This window comes from Pseudomonas sp. PLMAX, from assembly GCF_046042685.1.
Classification (GTDB): domain Bacteria; phylum Pseudomonadota; class Gammaproteobacteria; order Pseudomonadales; family Pseudomonadaceae; genus Aquipseudomonas; species Aquipseudomonas putida_AE.
In genome coordinates, this window is record NZ_CP064949.1 from 5,421,633 (window position 1) to 5,438,413 (window position 16,781).

The 16,781-nt window shown below is 61.6% G+C and carries 11 protein-coding genes; 7 read left to right on the forward strand and 4 right to left on the reverse strand.

The window, feature by feature from the left end; all coding sequences use genetic code 11:
- Positions 1-111 precede the first annotated feature (111 nt).
- The 4 genes from xdhA to guaD all read left to right on the forward strand — a co-directional run bounded on the left by xdhA (position 112) and on the right by guaD (position 6,245).
- Positions 112-1,566, forward strand: coding sequence for a xanthine dehydrogenase small subunit (gene xdhA / locus DKB71_RS24540; RefSeq protein ID WP_408597990.1), 1,455 nt, complete (start codon positions 112-114; stop codon positions 1,564-1,566).
- The gene (gene xdhB / locus DKB71_RS24545; protein WP_408597992.1) at positions 1,559-3,958 is read left to right on the forward strand and encodes a xanthine dehydrogenase molybdopterin binding subunit; all 2,400 of its coding nucleotides are present in this window, start codon (positions 1,559-1,561) and stop codon (positions 3,956-3,958) included. The genes xdhA and xdhB overlap by 8 nt, the downstream gene beginning before the upstream one ends.
- A gap of 116 nt (positions 3,959-4,074) precedes the next feature.
- Positions 4,075-4,932, forward strand: coding sequence for a xanthine dehydrogenase accessory protein XdhC (gene xdhC, locus DKB71_RS24550; protein ID WP_408597994.1), 858 nt, complete (start codon positions 4,075-4,077; stop codon positions 4,930-4,932).
- Positions 4,933-4,940: 8 nt separating this feature from the next.
- Complete coding sequence (gene guaD / locus DKB71_RS24555) at positions 4,941-6,245, forward strand: guanine deaminase (RefSeq protein ID WP_274073190.1); 1,305 nt, start codon at positions 4,941-4,943, stop codon at positions 6,243-6,245.
- A gap of 162 nt (positions 6,246-6,407) precedes the next feature.
- Here guaD and DKB71_RS24560 read toward each other — a convergent pair whose 3' ends face one another.
- A complete protein-coding gene (locus tag DKB71_RS24560; protein WP_046816196.1) occupies positions 6,408-7,172 on the reverse strand; it encodes a GntR family transcriptional regulator in 765 nt (254 codons plus the stop codon).
- A gap of 356 nt (positions 7,173-7,528) precedes the next feature.
- On the opposite strand from DKB71_RS24560, the gene DKB71_RS24565 reads away from it, so the two are divergent.
- Positions 7,529-8,719 (forward strand): benzoate/H(+) symporter BenE family transporter, encoded by a 1,191-nt coding sequence (locus tag DKB71_RS24565; RefSeq protein WP_408597997.1) that lies wholly within the window; start codon positions 7,529-7,531, stop codon positions 8,717-8,719.
- Between the two features lie 131 nt (positions 8,720-8,850).
- On the opposite strand, the gene DKB71_RS24570 is transcribed toward DKB71_RS24565, so the two are convergent.
- On the reverse strand, positions 8,851-9,195 hold the full coding sequence (locus DKB71_RS24570) for a YggL family protein (protein WP_274073188.1): 345 nt from the start codon (positions 9,193-9,195) through the stop codon (positions 8,851-8,853).
- Between the two features lie 234 nt (positions 9,196-9,429).
- Here DKB71_RS24570 and dacB point away from each other — a divergent pair, with 234 nt between their 5' ends.
- Entirely contained in the window at positions 9,430-10,890 is a 1,461-nt protein-coding gene (gene dacB / locus DKB71_RS24575) for a D-alanyl-D-alanine carboxypeptidase/D-alanyl-D-alanine-endopeptidase (protein ID WP_408597999.1), read from the forward strand.
- A gap of 125 nt (positions 10,891-11,015) precedes the next feature.
- Here the strand turns inward: dacB and DKB71_RS24580 are convergent, their stop codons facing one another.
- Positions 11,016-13,415, reverse strand: a complete 2,400-nt coding sequence (locus DKB71_RS24580; protein WP_408598001.1) for a diguanylate cyclase — start codon at positions 13,413-13,415, stop codon at positions 11,016-11,018.
- Positions 13,416-13,577: 162 nt separating this feature from the next.
- Positions 13,578-15,848: a bifunctional 23S rRNA (guanine(2069)-N(7))-methyltransferase RlmK/23S rRNA (guanine(2445)-N(2))-methyltransferase RlmL gene (gene rlmKL / locus DKB71_RS24585; protein WP_408598003.1), complete on the reverse strand. Its 2,271-nt coding sequence runs from the start codon at positions 15,846-15,848 to the stop codon at positions 13,578-13,580.
- Between the two features lie 527 nt (positions 15,849-16,375).
- Here rlmKL and rmf point away from each other — a divergent pair.
- Positions 16,376-16,591, forward strand: a complete 216-nt coding sequence (gene rmf, locus DKB71_RS24590) for a ribosome modulation factor (RefSeq protein ID WP_003223300.1) — start codon at positions 16,376-16,378, stop codon at positions 16,589-16,591.
- Positions 16,592-16,781: the final 190 nt, after the last annotated feature.

Here is a 16,781-nt window from a genome sequence, read left to right on the forward strand (position 1 = left end):
ACAAAATGCATTTTCCTGACCTTTAAGTCAGAAAATCATTGACCGGAAAGTCAGACCTGCTAAATTCGGTTCATGGCGGTTAACAACAATAATGAGTCTGCGAGGCCTTCCGTGATCCAGTTTTTACTCAACCAGGAACTCCGTAGCGAGCACGCCCTGGACCCGAACCTGACCGTGCTCAATTATCTGCGCGACCATGTGGGCAAACCCGGCACCAAAGAAGGCTGCGCCAGCGGTGACTGTGGCGCGTGCACCGTGGTGGTCGGCGAGCTGCAGACCGATGACGACGGCCGCGAACACATTCGCTACCGCAGCCTCAACTCGTGCCTGACATTCGTGTCGTCCCTGCACGGCAAGCAACTGATCAGCGTTGAAGACCTCAAGCACAAGGGTGAGCTGCACAGCGTGCAGAAGGCCATGGTCGAGTGCCACGGTTCGCAATGCGGGTTCTGCACCCCGGGTTTCGTAATGTCGTTGTTTGCCCTGCAAAAGAACAGCGATGCACCGGATCAGCACAAGGCCCACGAAGCCCTGGCCGGCAATCTCTGCCGCTGCACCGGCTATCGGCCGATCCTGGAAGCCGCCGAGCAGTCCTGCTGCGCCAAGCAACCGGATCAGTTCGATGCCAATGAAGCCCAGACCATTTCGCGGCTCAAAGCCATCGCGCCGACCGACATCGGCGAACTCAACAGCGGTGACAAGCGCTGCCTGGTGCCGCTGACCGTGGCCGACCTGGCCGACCTGTACGACGCTTATCCACAAGCCCGATTGCTGGCCGGCGGCACCGACCTGGCGCTGGAAGTGACCCAGTTCCACCGTACCCTGCCGGTGATGATCTACGTCGGCAACGTCGCCGAAATGAAGCGCATCGATCGCTTCGACGACCGCCTGGAAATCGGTGCCGCCACCGCCCTCTCCGACTGCTACGAAGCGTTGAAGGCCGAGTACCCGGACTTCGGCGAATTGCTGCAGCGTTTCGCCTCCTTGCAGATCCGCAACCAGGGCACCCTGGGCGGCAACATCGGCAACGCCTCGCCCATCGGCGACTCGCCACCGCTGCTGATTGCCCTGGGTGCGCAGATCGTCCTGTGCAAGGGCGATACCCGCCGCACCCTGGCCCTGGAAGATTACTTCATCGATTACCGCGTCACCGCGCGCCAGGAAAGCGAGTTCATCGAGAAGATCATCGTGCCGCGCGCCAGCGTCGAACAGCTGTTCCGCGCCTACAAGGTGTCCAAGCGCCTGGACGATGACATCTCCGCGGTGTGCGCGGCGTTCAACCTGCGCCTGGAAAACGGTGTGATCGCCGATGCCCGCGTGGCGTTCGGTGGCATGGCGGCCATTCCAAAGCGCGCCAACAGTTGCGAAACCGCGTTGATCGGTGCGCCCTTTAACAGCGCCACCGTTGAACGTGCCTGCGCTGCCCTGGCGGAAGATTTCACGCCGCTGTCGGACTTCCGCGCCAGCAAGGAATATCGCCTGCTCAGTGCGCAGAACCTGCTGCGCAAATACTTCATCGAACTGCAAACGCCGCACATCGAGACTCGGGTGACCGCTTATGTCTAACCATCACGCCGTAGAGAAGACCCAGGCCGAACTGGCTGAACTGTTCGCCAAGGACCTGACCACCGGTGTCGGCCGCAGCGTCAAGCACGACAGCGCGGCCAAGCATGTGTCCGGTGAAGCGCAGTACATCGACGATCGCCTGGAGTTTCCCAACCAGCTGCACGTGTACGCCCGCCTGTCCGACCGCGCCCACGCCCGGATCATCAGCATCGACACCCAGCCGTGCTACGCCTTCGAGGGCGTGCGCATCGCCATCACCCACGAAGACGTGCCGGGCCTGAAAGACATCGGCCCGCTGCTGCCGGGTGACCCGCTGCTGGCCATCGACGACGTGCAGTTCGTCGGCCAGCCGGTGCTCGCCGTCGCCGCGAAAGACCTGGAAACCGCACGCAAGGCGGCGATGGCCGCGATCATCGAATACGAAGACCTCGAGCCGGTGCTGGACGTGGTCGAAGCCTTGCGCAAGCGCCACTTCGTGCTCGACAGCCACACCCATCAGCGCGGCGATTCGGCCACGGCGCTGGCCACCGCCGAGCACCGCATCCAGGGCACCCTGCACATCGGTGGCCAGGAACACTTCTACCTGGAAACCCAGATTTCCTCGGTGATGCCCACCGAAGACGGCGGCATGATCGTCTACTGCTCCACGCAGAACCCCACCGAAGTGCAGAAGCTGGTGGCCGAAGTGCTGGACGTGTCGATGAACAAGATCGTCGTCGACATGCGCCGCATGGGCGGCGGCTTTGGCGGCAAGGAGACGCAAGCGGCGAGCCCGGCGTGCCTGTGCGCGGTGATCGCGCACCTCACCGGCCAGCCGACCAAGATGCGCCTGCCGCGGGTCGAAGACATGCTGATGACCGGCAAGCGTCACCCTTTCTATGTCGAATACGACGTCGGCTTCGACAGCACCGGGCGCCTGCACGGGATTGCCCTGGAACTGGCCGGCAACTGCGGCTGCTCGCCGGATCTGTCGGCGTCGATCGTCGACCGCGCGATGTTCCACTCCGACAACTCGTACTACCTGGGCGACGCGACCATCAATGGTCACCGCTGCAAGACCAACACCGCCTCGAACACCGCTTACCGTGGCTTCGGCGGCCCGCAAGGCATGGTCGCCATCGAAGAGGTGATGGACGCCATCGCCCGGCACCTGGCCCTCGACCCGCTGGCGGTGCGCAAGGCCAACTATTACGGCAAGACCGAGCGCAACGTCACCCACTACTACCAGACCGTCGAGCACAACATGCTCGAGGAAATGACCGCCGAACTGGAAGCCAGCAGCCAGTACGCCGAGCGCCGCGAAGCGATCCGCCGCTACAACGCCAACAGCCCGATCCTGAAAAAGGGCCTGGCGCTGACCCCGGTGAAATTCGGCATCTCCTTCACCGCCAGCTTCCTCAACCAGGCCGGCGCGCTGGTGCACGTCTACACCGACGGCAGCATCCACCTCAACCATGGCGGCACCGAGATGGGCCAGGGCCTGAACACCAAGGTTGCGCAGGTTGTGGCCGAGGTGTTCCAGGTGGAAATGGACCGCGTGCAGATCACTGCGACCAACACTGACAAGGTGCCGAACACCTCGCCGACCGCTGCGTCCAGTGGCGCCGACCTCAACGGCAAGGCTGCGCAGAATGCCGCAGAGACCATCAAGCAACGCCTGGTGGAATTTGCCGCTCGCCAGTACAAGGTCAGCGAAGAAGACGTGGAATTCCACAACGGCCACGTACGGGTTCGCGATCATATCCTGACCTTCGAAGCGCTGATCCAGCAGGCGTATTTCGCCCAGGTGTCGCTGTCGAGTACCGGGTTCTACAAGACGCCGAAAATCTACTACGACCGCAGCCAGGCCCGGGGGCGTCCGTTCTATTACTTCGCCTTCGGCGCCGCCTGCTGCGAGGTGATCATCGACACCCTGACCGGCGAGTACAAGATGCTGCGCACCGACATCCTCCACGACGTCGGCGCCTCGCTGAACCCGGCTATCGACATCGGCCAGGTCGAGGGCGGTTTCATCCAGGGCATGGGTTGGCTGACCATGGAAGAGCTGGTGTGGAACAACAAGGGCAAGCTGATGACCAACGGCCCGGCCAGCTACAAGATCCCGGCCGTGGCGGACATGCCGCTGGACCTGCGGGTGAAGCTGGTGGAAAACCGCAAGAACCCGGAAGACACGGTGTTCCATTCCAAGGCCGTGGGCGAGCCGCCGTTCATGCTCGGCATCGCCGCGTGGTGTGCGATCAAGGATGCGGTGGCCAGTCTGGGTGATTACAAGCATCAGCCGAAAATCGACGCGCCGGCGACGCCGGAGCGGGTGTTGTGGGGGTGTGAGCAGATGCGCCAGTTGAAGGTGGCCAAAGCCGTTGAGGCTGAAGCCGAACTGGCTTCGCTCTAGACCGAGGCGCGGCCTTCGCGAGCAAGCCCGCTCCCACATTTGGAATGCATTCCCCTGTGGGAGCGGGCTTGCTCGCGAAGAGGCCCGAACTGACAACAGAGATGTCGAGGTGAAACATGTACAACTGGATCGACGCCCTCGCCGACCTGCAAAACCAGGGTGAACCCTGCGTGTTGGTGACCATCATCGAAGAGCTCGGCTCGACGCCGCGCAATGCCGGTTCGAAGATGGTCGTCAGCGCCCGCCAGACCTTCGACACCATCGGTGGCGGGCACCTGGAATTCAAGGCCATGCAGATTGCCCGCGAGATGCTCGCCAGCGGCAAGCAGGACACCCATCTGGAGCGCTTCAGCCTCGGCGCCAGCCTGGGCCAGTGCTGCGGTGGCGCGACCGTGCTGCTGTTCGAACCGATGGGCCAGGTCCAGGCGCAGATCGCCGTATTCGGCGCCGGCCACGTCGGCCGCGCACTGGTACCGCTGCTGGCCAGCCTGCCCTGCCGGGTACGCTGGATCGATTCACGCGAAGACGAGTTCCCGGAACAGATCCCCCACGGCGTGCGCAAGATCGTCAGCGAAGAACCGGTGGACGAAATCGATGACCTGCCCGCCGGCAGCTATTGCATCGTCATGACCCACAACCACCAACTCGACCTCGAACTCACCGCCGCCATCCTCAAGCGCAACGACTTTGCCTACTTCGGCCTGATCGGCTCGAAGACCAAACGGGTGAAATTCGAACACCGCCTGCGCGACCGAGGTTTCGACAGCAGCGTCGTGCAACGCATGCGCTGCCCGATGGGCATCGGCGAAGTCAAAGGCAAACTGCCTGTGGAAATCGCCATCTCCATCGCCGGCGAGATCATCGCCACTTACAACGCCAATTTCGGCCAGCAAACCTCCAGCGCCGAACCGATTGCCAAACTGCTGCCCGTTTCACGCCGCAGTCAGGCGACAAAATTGAAAGCATCCAACTGAGAATAATCATGCCCCTGACTCGCAAAGCCTACCGCGCCGCCATTCTGCACAGCATCGCCGACCCTGCCGAAGTCGGGATCGAAGCCTCGTACGAGTATTTCGAGGACGGCTTGCTGGTGATCGACAACGGCAAGATCAGCGCCCTCGGCCACGCCAGTGAATTGTTGCCAACCCTGCCGGCCGATATCGAGATCACCCATTACCAGGATGCGCTGATCACCCCCGGGTTCATCGACACCCACATCCACCTGCCGCAAACCGGCATGGTCGGCGCCTATGGCGAGCAACTGCTGGACTGGCTCAACACCTACACCTTCCCCTGCGAAAGCCAGTTCGCCGACAAAGCGCACGCCGACCAGGTCGCGGACATCTTCATCAAGGAACTGCTGCGCAACGGCACCACCACCGCGCTGGTGTTCGGTAGCGTGCATCCGCAATCGGTGAACTCGTTCTTCGAAGCCGCCGAGCAGCTGGACCTGCGCATGATCGCCGGCAAGGTGATGATGGACCGCAACGCCCCGGACTACCTGACCGACACCGCCGAATCCAGCTACCTGGAAAGCAAGGCGCTGATCGAGCGCTGGCACGGCAAGGGTCGCCTGCACTATGCGGTCACCCCGCGTTTTGCCCCGACCAGCACCCCGGAACAGCTGACCCTGGCCGGCCAGTTGCTGACCGAATACCCGGATCTGTACATGCAGACCCACATCAGCGAGAACCTCAAGGAAATCGAGTGGGTCAAGGAGTTGTTCCCGGAGCGCAAGGGTTACCTGGACGTCTACGACCACTACCAATTGCTCGGCGAGCGCTCGGTGTTCGCCCACGGCGTGCACCTGTGCGATGACGAATGCGCGCGACTGGCGGAAACCGGTTCGGCCATCTCGTTCTGCCCGACCTCGAACTTCTTCCTCGGCAGTGGTTTGTTCAACCTGCCGATGGCGGAGAAGCACAAGCTGAACGTCGGCCTGGGCACTGACGTTGGTGGCGGCACCAGTTTCTCGCTGCTGCAAACCCTCAACGAAGCCTACAAGGTCATGCAACTGCAAGGCGCGCGCCTGAGCCCGTTCAAGTCGCTGTACCTGGCGACCCTCGGCGGCGCCCGTGCACTTCGCCTGGAAGACAGGATCGGCAACCTGCAGCCGGGCAGCGATGCCGATTTCCTGGTGCTGGACTACAACGCCACGCCTTTGCTGGGTTATCGCTTGCAGCAGGCCAATAACATTGCCGAGACGTTGTTTGTGCTGATGACCCTGGGGGATGACCGGACTGTGTTGCAGACTTATGCGGCGGGGAATCTGGTGCATCAGCGGTAAGGTTTTTCGGGCATAAAAATCCCCCGTAATCGTCAGATTCCGGGGGATTTTTTGTGTCTTTGCGGCCGCCTTCGCGAGCAAGCCCGCTCCCACATTTGATCTGTGTCGTTCACAAATCCCCTGTGGGAGCGGGCTTGCTCGCGAATCAGGCGACGCGGTCTCTCAGATTTTCGCCGGCGACCGCCCCGGCTTCTTGGTCTGCAACAAATGCGAGAACACCGCATGCAAATCATCCGACGCACTTTCCTCATCGAGATTGAGTTTGCTGTCGATGTGATCCATGTGATGCATCATCAGGTTCACCGCCAGTTCCGCGTCGCGCTTTTCAATGGCGTCGATCAACTGGGTGTGCTCGTCGTAGGAGCAGTGGGAACGGTTGCCGCTTTCATACTGGGCGATAATCAGCGAAGTCTGGGACACCAGGCTGCGCTGGAAGCTGATCAGCGGGGCGTTTTTCGCCGCTTCGGCCAGTTTCAGGTGAAATTCGCCCGACAGGCGGATGCCGGCGCCCCGGTCGCCACGGGAAAAGCTGTCGCGCTCGTCGTTGACCATCTGCCGCAACTCGGCAATCTGTTCGGCGGTGGCGTGCTCGACCGCAAGCTCGGTGATCGCCCGCTCCACCAGACGCCGGGCCATGAACACCTGGCGCGCCTCTTCGACGCTCGGGCTGGCAACCACGGCGCCGCGATTTGGCCGCAGCAACACCACGCTTTCATGGGCCAGGCGCGACAGTGCGCGGCGAATGATGGTGCGGCTGACCCCGAAAATTTCCCCCAGCGCTTCTTCGCTCAACTTGGTGCCGGGCGCCAGGCGCTGTTCGAGGATGGCCTCGAAGATATGCGCGTAGACAATATCGTCCTGGGTTCCGCTGCGGCCGGCTTTGCCTGCTCGCGGCTGTTTCTTTAGGGGTTGCAACTGTTCGTTCATGGGCACTCGAGTCGGAAGAACTGCGGCGAATTGACGGTGACTGTAATACGGCACAGTGGGTCGCTGGCAAGTATCGCGTAAAAATCACTGCGATTGTACACAATGGTTAGTGCCAACACGACTGTACGGCTGTTTGTCACATCCGCTGTATGGCAACAATCCATTACGTTTGAGTTTAGGCTTGTTCGCAGAATCCGCCTTTGTTCGCAATCCCTGTGGGAGCGGGCTTGCTCGCGAAGAGGGCGTATCAGCAGACATTAATGTAGCTGACGGACCGCATTCGCGAGCAAGCCCGCTCCCACAGGGGTTCAGTGTTGCAGCGGACATCTTCACACGTATAAAGGAACACCGCCGTCATGAACGACGCCACGCACACCCAACTGCGCCCCTTGGCCGACACCTCTCCATCAGCCATCGTCGCCGGGTTCATCGCCATGATGACCGGCTACACCAGTTCCCTGGTGCTGATGTTCCAGGCCGGGCAAGCGGCCGGGCTGACCAGCGGGCAGATTTCGTCGTGGATCTGGGCGATTTCCATTGGCATGGCGGTGTGCTCGATCGGCCTGTCCTTGCGCTACCGCACCCCCATCACCATTGCCTGGTCCACCCCGGGCGCTGCCTTGTTGATCACCAGCCTGGGGGGCGTGACCTACGGCGAAGCCATCGGTGCCTATATTACCTGCGCGCTGCTGGTGACGATCTGCGGGCTGACCGGCAGTTTCGAACGCCTGGTGAAAAAGATTCCGGCGTCCCTGGCGGCGGCATTGCTGGCGGGAATCCTGTTCAAGATCGGTAGCGAGATTTTCGTCGCGGCGCAGCATCGCACCGCGCTGGTGCTGGGCATGTTCTTGACTTACCTGGTGGTCAAGCGCCTGTCGCCGCGTTATGCCGTGTTGGGCGCATTGCTGATCGGCACGGCCTTGTCCGGCCTCATGGGGCTGCTGGACTTCAGCGCGTTCCATCTGGAAGTGGCCACGCCGGTCTGGACCACACCGCACTTCTCCCTCGCCGCGACCATCAGCATTGGCATCCCGTTGTTCGTGGTCGCGATGACTTCGCAAAACATGCCGGGCATCGCCGTGCTGCGCGCCGACGGCTACAACGTGCCAGCTTCGCCGCTGATCACCACCACCGGCATCGCCTCGCTGCTGCTGGCGCCCTTCGGTTCCCACGGGATCAACCTGGCCGCCATCAGCGCGGCGATCTGTACCGGGCCCCATGCCCATGAGGATCGCAACAAGCGTTATACGGCGGCGGTCTGGTGCGGGATTTTCTATGGCATCGCCGGCGTGTTCGGCGCGACGCTGGCAGCCTTGTTTGCCGCGCTGCCCAAGGAACTGGTGCTGTCGATTGCCGCACTGGCGTTGTTCGGTTCGATCATCAACGGCCTGAGCATCGCCATGAGCGAAGCGAAGGAACGTGAAGCGGCGCTGATCACCTTCATGGTCACGGCATCGGGGCTGACGCTGTTTTCCATCGGTTCGGCGTTCTGGGGGATTGTGGCGGGGGTTGTGACGCTGGTGATTCTGAATTGGCGTAAAGGCTGAAGATCGCAGCCTCGTTTCACTCGACAGCTCCTACAGGGGATCGCGTTCCAATGTAGGAGCTGCCGAAGGCTGCGATCTTTTGATCTTCCCAAAAAAAACGGCGACTCAATGGTCGCCGTTTTTTTATAACATCAGGCTACCGGATTGATCGGCTTTTCCGGGTACCAGACGTCCAGCAGCGGGCTGACTTCAACGCTGGTCAGCTCGGTGCGGCCTTTGAGCCAGGCTTCAACGGCAGCGCGTTGTTCAGCGCTGACCGAGCCACGCTTGATCAGGCAAACCAGACCGTAGTCATCACCGCCGACATAGCCCAGACCGTTGGCTTCCATGGCATCTTTGAGGAACGCCTCGAGGAAGGCATCAATGGCTTCTTCGGACAGATCTTCCTTGAAATCCAGGTTCAGTTCGAAACCCAGCTCTTGAAATTCATCAACGCACAGTTTTTTGCGCAGACGCTGGGAGCGGTTAGTCGCCATTGGAACAATCCTCTTAAGTAATAACGGGCCGCACTTTAGCAGTTTAAGCCGCCAATTGCCCGACTCTCTGGGGCGCAACGCCTACCGTCGGTAAAAAATAGCCCATTGGTGGCCCCGCGCACGGCACAAGCCGTGGCACCTTGGGGCATAATGCCGACACTTTCATGACCACTGAGGGAATTTATCTTCATGCCCTCGTCTTTATTTCCCCCTCGGCTGTAGGGTTTTATGTACATGATCAAATCGTTGCGTCCATTGCTCCTGGCCGGCCTGCTTTTCCCCCTGGCCCTCCCCGTTTCCGCTGAACCGATCAATACCAGCCTGTCACCCAACGTCGAAAAAGCCCTCAAGGCCAGCAAATTGCAGGACAACGCCCTGTCGCTGGTGATGATTCCACTCAACGGCCCCGGCACCCCGACCATCTTCAACGCCGACGTCTCGGTCAACCCGGCGTCGACCATGAAGCTGGTCACTACGTACGCGGCCCTGGAAATGCTCGGCCCCAATCACCAGTGGAAAACCGAGTTCTATACCGATGGCACCCTCAGCGGCGGCATCCTCAACGGCAACCTCTACCTCAAGGGCGGCGGCGATCCGAAGCTGAACATGGAAAAACTCTGGCTGCTGATGCGCGACCTGCGCGCCAACGGCGTGACCCAGGTCACCGGCGACCTGGTGCTGGACAAGAACTTCTTCGTGCAACCGCAACTGCCCGAATTCAACGACGACGGCAACGACGACAACAAGCCGTTCCTGGTCAAGCCCGATGCGTTGCTGGTCAACCTCAAGGCCCTGCGTTTCGTTGCGCGCAATGACTCGGGCAGAGTGCTGGTCTCGGTGGAGCCGCCGATCGCCAGCATCCGCATCGAAAACCAGGTCAAGGCGCTCAATTCCAAGCAATGCACCGGTGGTGTGCGCTACAACCCGGTGCCCCAGCCCGATGGCAGCGTGACCGTGACGGTCGGCGGCCAGTTGGGCGAAGGCTGCAGCTCGCAGACCTACCTGTCGTTGCTGGACCACGCCACCTACACCGCCGGCGCCGTTCGCGCGATCTGGAAAGAACTGGGCGGCAGCATCCAGGGCAAGGATATGCTGGCGCCGACACCGAAGGGCGCCAAGGTACTGGCGCGGGCATTCTCGCCGGATCTGGCGGAAATCATCCGCGACATCAACAAATACAGTAACAACACCATGGCCCAGCAGCTGTTCCTGAGCCTGGGCCAGAGATTCCGCACCGATGCCGACGCCGACGACGCCAAGGCCGCCCAGCGCGTGGTGCGTCAGTGGCTGGCGAAGAAAGGCATTACCGCGCCGCACCTGGTGATGGAGAACGGCTCCGGCCTGTCCCGTGCCGAACGCGTCAGTGCCCGGGAAATGGCGTCGATGCTGCAAGCCGCCTGGCGCAGCCCTTACGCCGCCGAGTACATCAGTTCGATGCCGATTGCCGGCACCGACGGCACCATGCGCAAACGCCTGAAGACCACCGCCATGCGCGGTGAAGCTCACGTCAAGACCGGCACCCTGAACACCGTGCGAGCAATCGCCGGCTTCAGCCGCGACGTCAACGGCAACACCTGGGCGGTGGTGGCGATCCTCAACGACAAGGCACCGTTTGGTGCGTCGTCGGTGCTCGACCAGGTGCTGCTGGACCTGTATCGCCAGCCGAAACTGGCGCAGACCGCTTCGGTGTTGTAATCCCCACCGAACCCATGTGGGAGCGGGCTTGCTCGCGAATAGGGAGTGTCAGGCGACATTATTGTTAACTGACACACCGCTTTCGCGAGCAAGCCCGCTCCCACAGGTATTGCGTACAGTCCGCATCAGTTCATTTCGCCCTGCACCCGATCCCTGCCCTCCTGCTTCGCCACATACACCCCCGAATCCGCCCGCAACAACAACGCATCCGCGCCCTCGCCCTCACGCCAGCTGGCAATGCCGAAACTGGCGGTGACCACACCGACTTCATCGATCGGCGCGCTGCGCAGGCATTGCCACAACTCCAGCGCCAGCAGATGGGCCTGCTCGCCGCCGATGTCCGGGCACAGGACCATGAACTCCTCACCGCCCAGGCGGCAGAACACATCGGTGCGCCGCAGCCGATGGCCAACGCGTTCGCACACCGCCTGCAACACCCGATCGCCCACGGCATGGCCGTACTGGTCATTGATGCGCTTGAAGTGGTCGATGTCGAGCATGATCACCGACAGATCGCCTCCTCCTCGCTCCACCCGCGCCATCTCGGTGGTCAGGCGCTCCTGGAAATAGCGGCGGTTGTGGATGCCGGTCAGGGCGTCGGTGACCGACAGCGCCCGCAGTTCTTCTTCCACCCGCTTGGTGTCGGTAATGTCCGAGATGTAGCCATGCCAGAGTACGCCGCCGCCGGGCAGTTCTTCCGGGGTCGCCTCGCCGCGGACCCAGCGCAGGCCGCGCTGGGGCAGTTGCACGCGGTATTCCTCGCGCCAGTGGCTGAGGGTTTCGGCCGAGTCCCGGATCGAGGCACGCACGCGCGTGGTGTCCTGGGGATGAATCCGCGTGAAAATCGCTTCGGCGTTGAGCAGCAGCACGTCCGGCTCCAGCTCATAGATCTCGCGAATGCCGTCGCTGGCGTAGATCACGCTGAAGCGCCCGTCGAACTCCATCTTGAACTGGTAGATCCCGCCAGGCACATGGGCGCTGAGTTTCTTCAACAACAGGTCCCGTGCGGCCAGGGCCTCATGCACGCGCTTGCGTTCGGTGATGTCGATGCAGATCGCCAGGTGCCCAACCCACAGGCCCTGCTCATCGAACACCGGCGTGGCCAGCATGTTGACGATCAGATGGCTGCCATCGCCACGCACCAGCGTCCACTCCCGCGCCTCATGGCCGCCCTCGACGCGCCCCTCGACCAGCATCGCATGACAGGCCGGTACCGGCTTGCCGTAACAGGCACTCAATTCTGCCGAACGTACCGCGAGCTCCCGGGGCAAGTGCAGGTTTTCCAGGGTCATGCGCCCGACCACTTCGGCGACGGTATAACCGAGCATGTGCTCGGCGCCGGCGTTGAAGGTACTGATCACCCCGCGCAGGTCCGTGGCGATGATCGCGACCTGGGTCGCGGCATCCAGCACCCCGCGTAACTGGCCATGGGTGCCGCGCAGCTCCTGTTCGCGGGCGCGCAGCTCCTCGGTCCTTTGCTCGACCATTTTCAGCGCCCGTTGCCGCTGACTGACCAGCACATAGAGCAATGCGCTGAGCAACACGCTGAGCAAGCCACCGAGCACCATCAGCGTGGTCACCGAAGAGTGATTGGCCCGCAGGAAAGCCTCGCTGGGCTGGATGTCGACCTGATAATCATGGTCGGCCAGACGTAACAGGCGAGACGCGGACAGGTCACTGAGCGCGGGCGCATTGGGCGATTGAAACAACACCTCATGCTGCTCATCGGTGGACAGGTCGAGAATGCGCACCGAGAGATAATCACGGTCCGCCTCCGGCAGACCGTCCGCCAGCAACTGGCGCATGCTGATCACTGCCATGACATAACCGAACGGCTTGCCCGTTGCGTCGGCGGCGCTACTGCGCAGCATGACCGGGGCAACCAAGAGTACGCCTCGCGCATAAGCCGGCTCGATATTGACCAGGTGCAGCGGTTGCGACACGGCCATGCCCCGGCGCTGCCCGGCCCGTTCCAGCACAGCGCGACGCAAGGGCTGCGCCAGCAAGTCATAGCCCAGTGGCGCACCGAGTTTGCTCTGTGTCTGGCTATACAACACCGCTACGTACTCATCCCGCTCGCCGGCCACTTGCAACTGGCCGTCGGCATTCAGTTCGCGCAGCGTGAACTCGCCCAAGCCCTCCTCGCGCGCCCGGCGCTCGAAGGCTGGTCGCTGGTCGCGAGTGATCCGTTCGGCAAACGAGTACGCCTGGGTCCGGTGCAGCAGAGGTTGGGTGTAGCCGTCGAATTCCGCGCGGGAGACCGCATCGGAGTTGGCAAAGAACCGGCGCAGGCCATCGAGGCGCTGTTCCTGATCCTGGAAGCGTTCTTCGATACGGCTGTAGCGTTCGCTGGCCAGCAACTGGAAGCGCTGGCGCAATTGATGGTGAAACAGGTTCAGCGTCGACCAGGCGAGCAATGCCGTGAGAGTCCCGCCGATAAGCAAGACCATGAGCGCGACCAGCCCGGCCGAGACATCTTCGCTGATAAAACCCAGGATCTTGGGGCGCACGGCGTGCAACGACATAGACGCAACTCAAAACGCCAGGTGCGGGAAAGCCCATTGGCCATGAGTTGAGTTATAGCTATTAGCCACTAATTTGACCAGTACCGTAGGCGCCGGCTTGTCGGCGAAGGCGATCCTGAAATCGCCTTCGCCAAGCCGGCGCCTACAGTGCCATTCACCCCATCAACGGGCAGTGATTTTCCAGGCGCGGTGGATCTTGGTGTTACGGGAAAAATCCGCGTCGATGGTCTGGGCGGTGATCTCTTCGATCGCGTAGCGCTCGCTGAGGTTAGGCTCGAGCTCGAACTTGCGGAAGTTGTTGGAGAAATACAGCACTCCACCCGGTGCCAGGCGCGCCATGGCCAGGTCGATCAGTTGCACCTGGTCACGCTGCACGTCGAAGATCCCTTCCATGCGCTTGGAGTTGGAGAAAGTCGGCGGGTCGATGAAGATCAGGTCGTACTCTTCACGGCAGGCTTCCAGCCAGACCATCACGTCACTCTGCTCCAGGCGGTTCTTGTCGGAGAAACCGTTCAGCGACAGGTTGCGACGCGCCCAGTCCAGGTAGGTTTTCGACAAGTCGACGCTGGTGGTACTGCGCGCGCCGCCCTTGGCCGCATGGACACTGGCGGTGGCCGTGTAGCAATACAGGTTGAGGAAGCGCTTGCCGGCGGCCTCTTTCTGGATGCGCATGCGCATCGGCCGGTGGTCGAGGAACAACCCGGTATCGAGGTAATCGGTGAGGTTGACCAGCAGCTTCACCCCGCCTTCGTTGACCTCGACGAACTTGCCCTGGGCGGCCTGGCGCTCGTACTGCTTGGTACCGCTCTGACGCTCGCGGCGCTTGACCACCACGCGGCTCTTGTCGACGTTCAGGGCCTGCGGGATCGCCGCCAGGGCGTCGAACATGCGCGCCGAGGCCTTCTCCGGATCAATGGATTTCGGCGCGGCGTATTCCTGGACGTGGACCCAGTCGTGGTACAGGTCGATGGCCATGGAGTATTCCGGCATGTCGGCATCGTAGACGCGATAGCAGTCGATGCCTTCACGCTTGACCCACTTGCCCAGCGCCTTGAGGTTTTTCTGCAGGCGGTTGGCAAACATCTGCCCGCCTTCGCTCAGGCGCGGCTGCTCGATCACCGGCGCCGGTGCCGGCGTCGGTTTGATCGGGTTGCCGTTCTTGTTGTACTGGCGCTCTTGCGGCTCGCTCGGCGCCTGGTCGTAGGCCGCCTGCTCACGCTCAGCCTGACGCTGTTCCGGGGTACGACGTTCGCCGGTGACGAATTGATCCGGCAATACCTTGATCAGCAACAGCTTGCACGGCAAGGCGCCGTTCCAGAACGAATACTGCTTGTGGCTGCGGATGCCCATGCGCTTGCCCAGGTCCGGGGCGCCGGTGAACACCGCCGCTTCCCAGTTCAGGCACGCCTGACGCAGGCGTTCGCCGAGGTTCTGGTAGAGGTAGAGCAGGCTCGCCTCGTCGCCCAGGCGCTCGCCGTACGGTGGGTTGCAGATCACCAGGCCTTTCTGGTTCTGGTCCGGACGCGGCTCGAAGGTCGCAACTTCGCCCTGGTAGATCTTGATCCACTCGCTCAGGCCGGCACGCTCGACGTTGTTGCGACCCGGTTGAATCAGGCGCGGGTCGGCTTCATAACCGCGAATCCACAACGGTGGCTTGGCCAGGCCGGCCGCCGCACGTTCACTGGCTTCTTCATGGAGCTTTTTCCACAGTGCCGGCACGTGGCCGAGCCAGGCGGTGAAACCCCATTGCTCGCGGCGCAGGTTCGGTGCGATGTCGGCAGCGATCATCGCCGCTTCGACCAGGAAGGTGCCGACACCGCACATCGGGTCAGCCAGGGCGCCGCCTTCAGCGGCAATACGCGGCCAGCCGGAACGGATCAGGATCGCCGCCGCGAGGTTTTCCTTCAGCGGTGCCGCACCTTGCTGCAGGCGATAGCCGCGCTGGTGCAGGCTGTGGCCGGAAAGGTCGAGCGAGAGGATCGCTTCACCGCGATCCAGGCGCAGATGGATGCGCAGGTCCGGGTTGAGCTTGTCGATGGATGGACGGTCGCCCTGCGGGGTGCGCAGTTTGTCGACGATGGCGTCCTTGACCTTCAAGGCGCCGAAGTGGGTGTTGTCGATGCCTGAGCCGTGACCGCTGAATTCGACGGCCAGGGTACCGTCATTGAGCATGTGGTCCTGCCACTCGATGTCCAGCACGCCGTGGTAGAGGTCTTCGGCGTCTTTCATCGGGAAACGCTTGAGGACCAGCAGCACCCGGTTGGCCAGGCGCGACCACAGGCACAGGCGATAAGCGGTTTCCATGGTGGCCATGCCACGCACGGCAGAAGTGTGCTCACGCGCTTCCTCAAGGCCAAGCCCGACGGCTTCCTCGATGAGCAGGCCTTCAAGGCCTTTAGGGCAAGTGAGGAAGAGTTCGAAACGATCGGACATGGGAATTCGGAGCCTTTGCTGAGTGGACCGGCAACGCATTGCCGGCCCGGTTTTCAATCAGGCGCTTTTCTCGAAGAGCGCCCGCGTGGCACGAGGGTGTGCCATTCCACCCTTGCTGCCCGGGTTAAATGAGCTTAGATGCAAGGACAGATAAAAAGGTTGATGCAACAAAATGACATAAGTCGACCCTTCGTCGAATAGTCCGTCCCGGCAACGGGAGGCATTCTCAGCAAAGGATTAACCTGATCATCCAACGCAGGGCCGATCATACCGGGGTTTGATCAATAAAGACGCCACAAACATCATGTTACTTAGTGCCATAGCACATTAACGGTTACGTCCTTATGACAAAACGATCATTCCCTCGATGTGACGCATTGGTTAGAACTCAACACAGGTTGGCGCCGCAATGACGTCAACACCTTGGCTCGTCACGCCGGCAACGAGCCCCAACGGCAGGTTTTTTCTGCCAGACCTCGATTGAGGTCAACGCGATACATACAGTCAACAAGTGAGGGCAACACCCTATGAGAAGACTTAAGCGTGATCCGTTGGAAAGAGCATTTTTGCGCGGATATCAATATGGCGTTGGTGGTAAATCCCGTGAGCTTTGCCCATTTACTCTACCGTCGGTACGCCAAGCCTGGATTAACGGCTGGCGAGAAGGACGCGGCGACAACTGGGACGGTATGACCGGCACTGCGGGAATCCACAGACTCAACGAACTTCACGCCGTCGGCTAACACAGGGCACACACTCCGACACACAATCTGATTTGTAGCGAATTAACCACGCACGTCCCATCCGGACGGCGGGCTACGGCCCAGGGGCTCCTTAGAAGGGGCCCTTTTTTATGTCTGCTCGCAATGCCCTTGTAGGAGCTGCCGAAGGCTGCGATCTTTTGATCTTGCTTTTTTAAGGTCAAGATCAAAA

Coding starts and splice junctions, on each gene's coding strand:
- rmf (WP_003223300.1), top strand. CDS start 16,376: ATGAGAAGACTTAAGCGTGATCCGTTGGAAAGAGCATTTTTGCGCGGA.
- xdhB (WP_408597992.1), top strand. CDS start 1,559: ATGTCTAACCATCACGCCGTAGAGAAGACCCAGGCCGAACTGGCTGAA.
- DKB71_RS24570 (WP_274073188.1), bottom strand. CDS start 9,195: ATGGCGACTAACCGCTCCCAGCGTCTGCGCAAAAAACTGTGCGTTGAT.
- DKB71_RS24580 (WP_408598001.1), bottom strand. CDS start 13,415: ATGTCGTTGCACGCCGTGCGCCCCAAGATCCTGGGTTTTATCAGCGAA.
- guaD (WP_274073190.1), top strand. CDS start 4,941: ATGCCCCTGACTCGCAAAGCCTACCGCGCCGCCATTCTGCACAGCATC.
- DKB71_RS24560 (WP_046816196.1), bottom strand. CDS start 7,172: ATGAACGAACAGTTGCAACCCCTAAAGAAACAGCCGCGAGCAGGCAAA.
- dacB (WP_408597999.1), top strand. CDS start 9,430: ATGATCAAATCGTTGCGTCCATTGCTCCTGGCCGGCCTGCTTTTCCCC.
- rlmKL (WP_408598003.1), bottom strand. CDS start 15,848: ATGTCCGATCGTTTCGAACTCTTCCTCACTTGCCCTAAAGGCCTTGAA.
- xdhC (WP_408597994.1), top strand. CDS start 4,075: ATGTACAACTGGATCGACGCCCTCGCCGACCTGCAAAACCAGGGTGAA.
- DKB71_RS24565 (WP_408597997.1), top strand. CDS start 7,529: ATGAACGACGCCACGCACACCCAACTGCGCCCCTTGGCCGACACCTCT.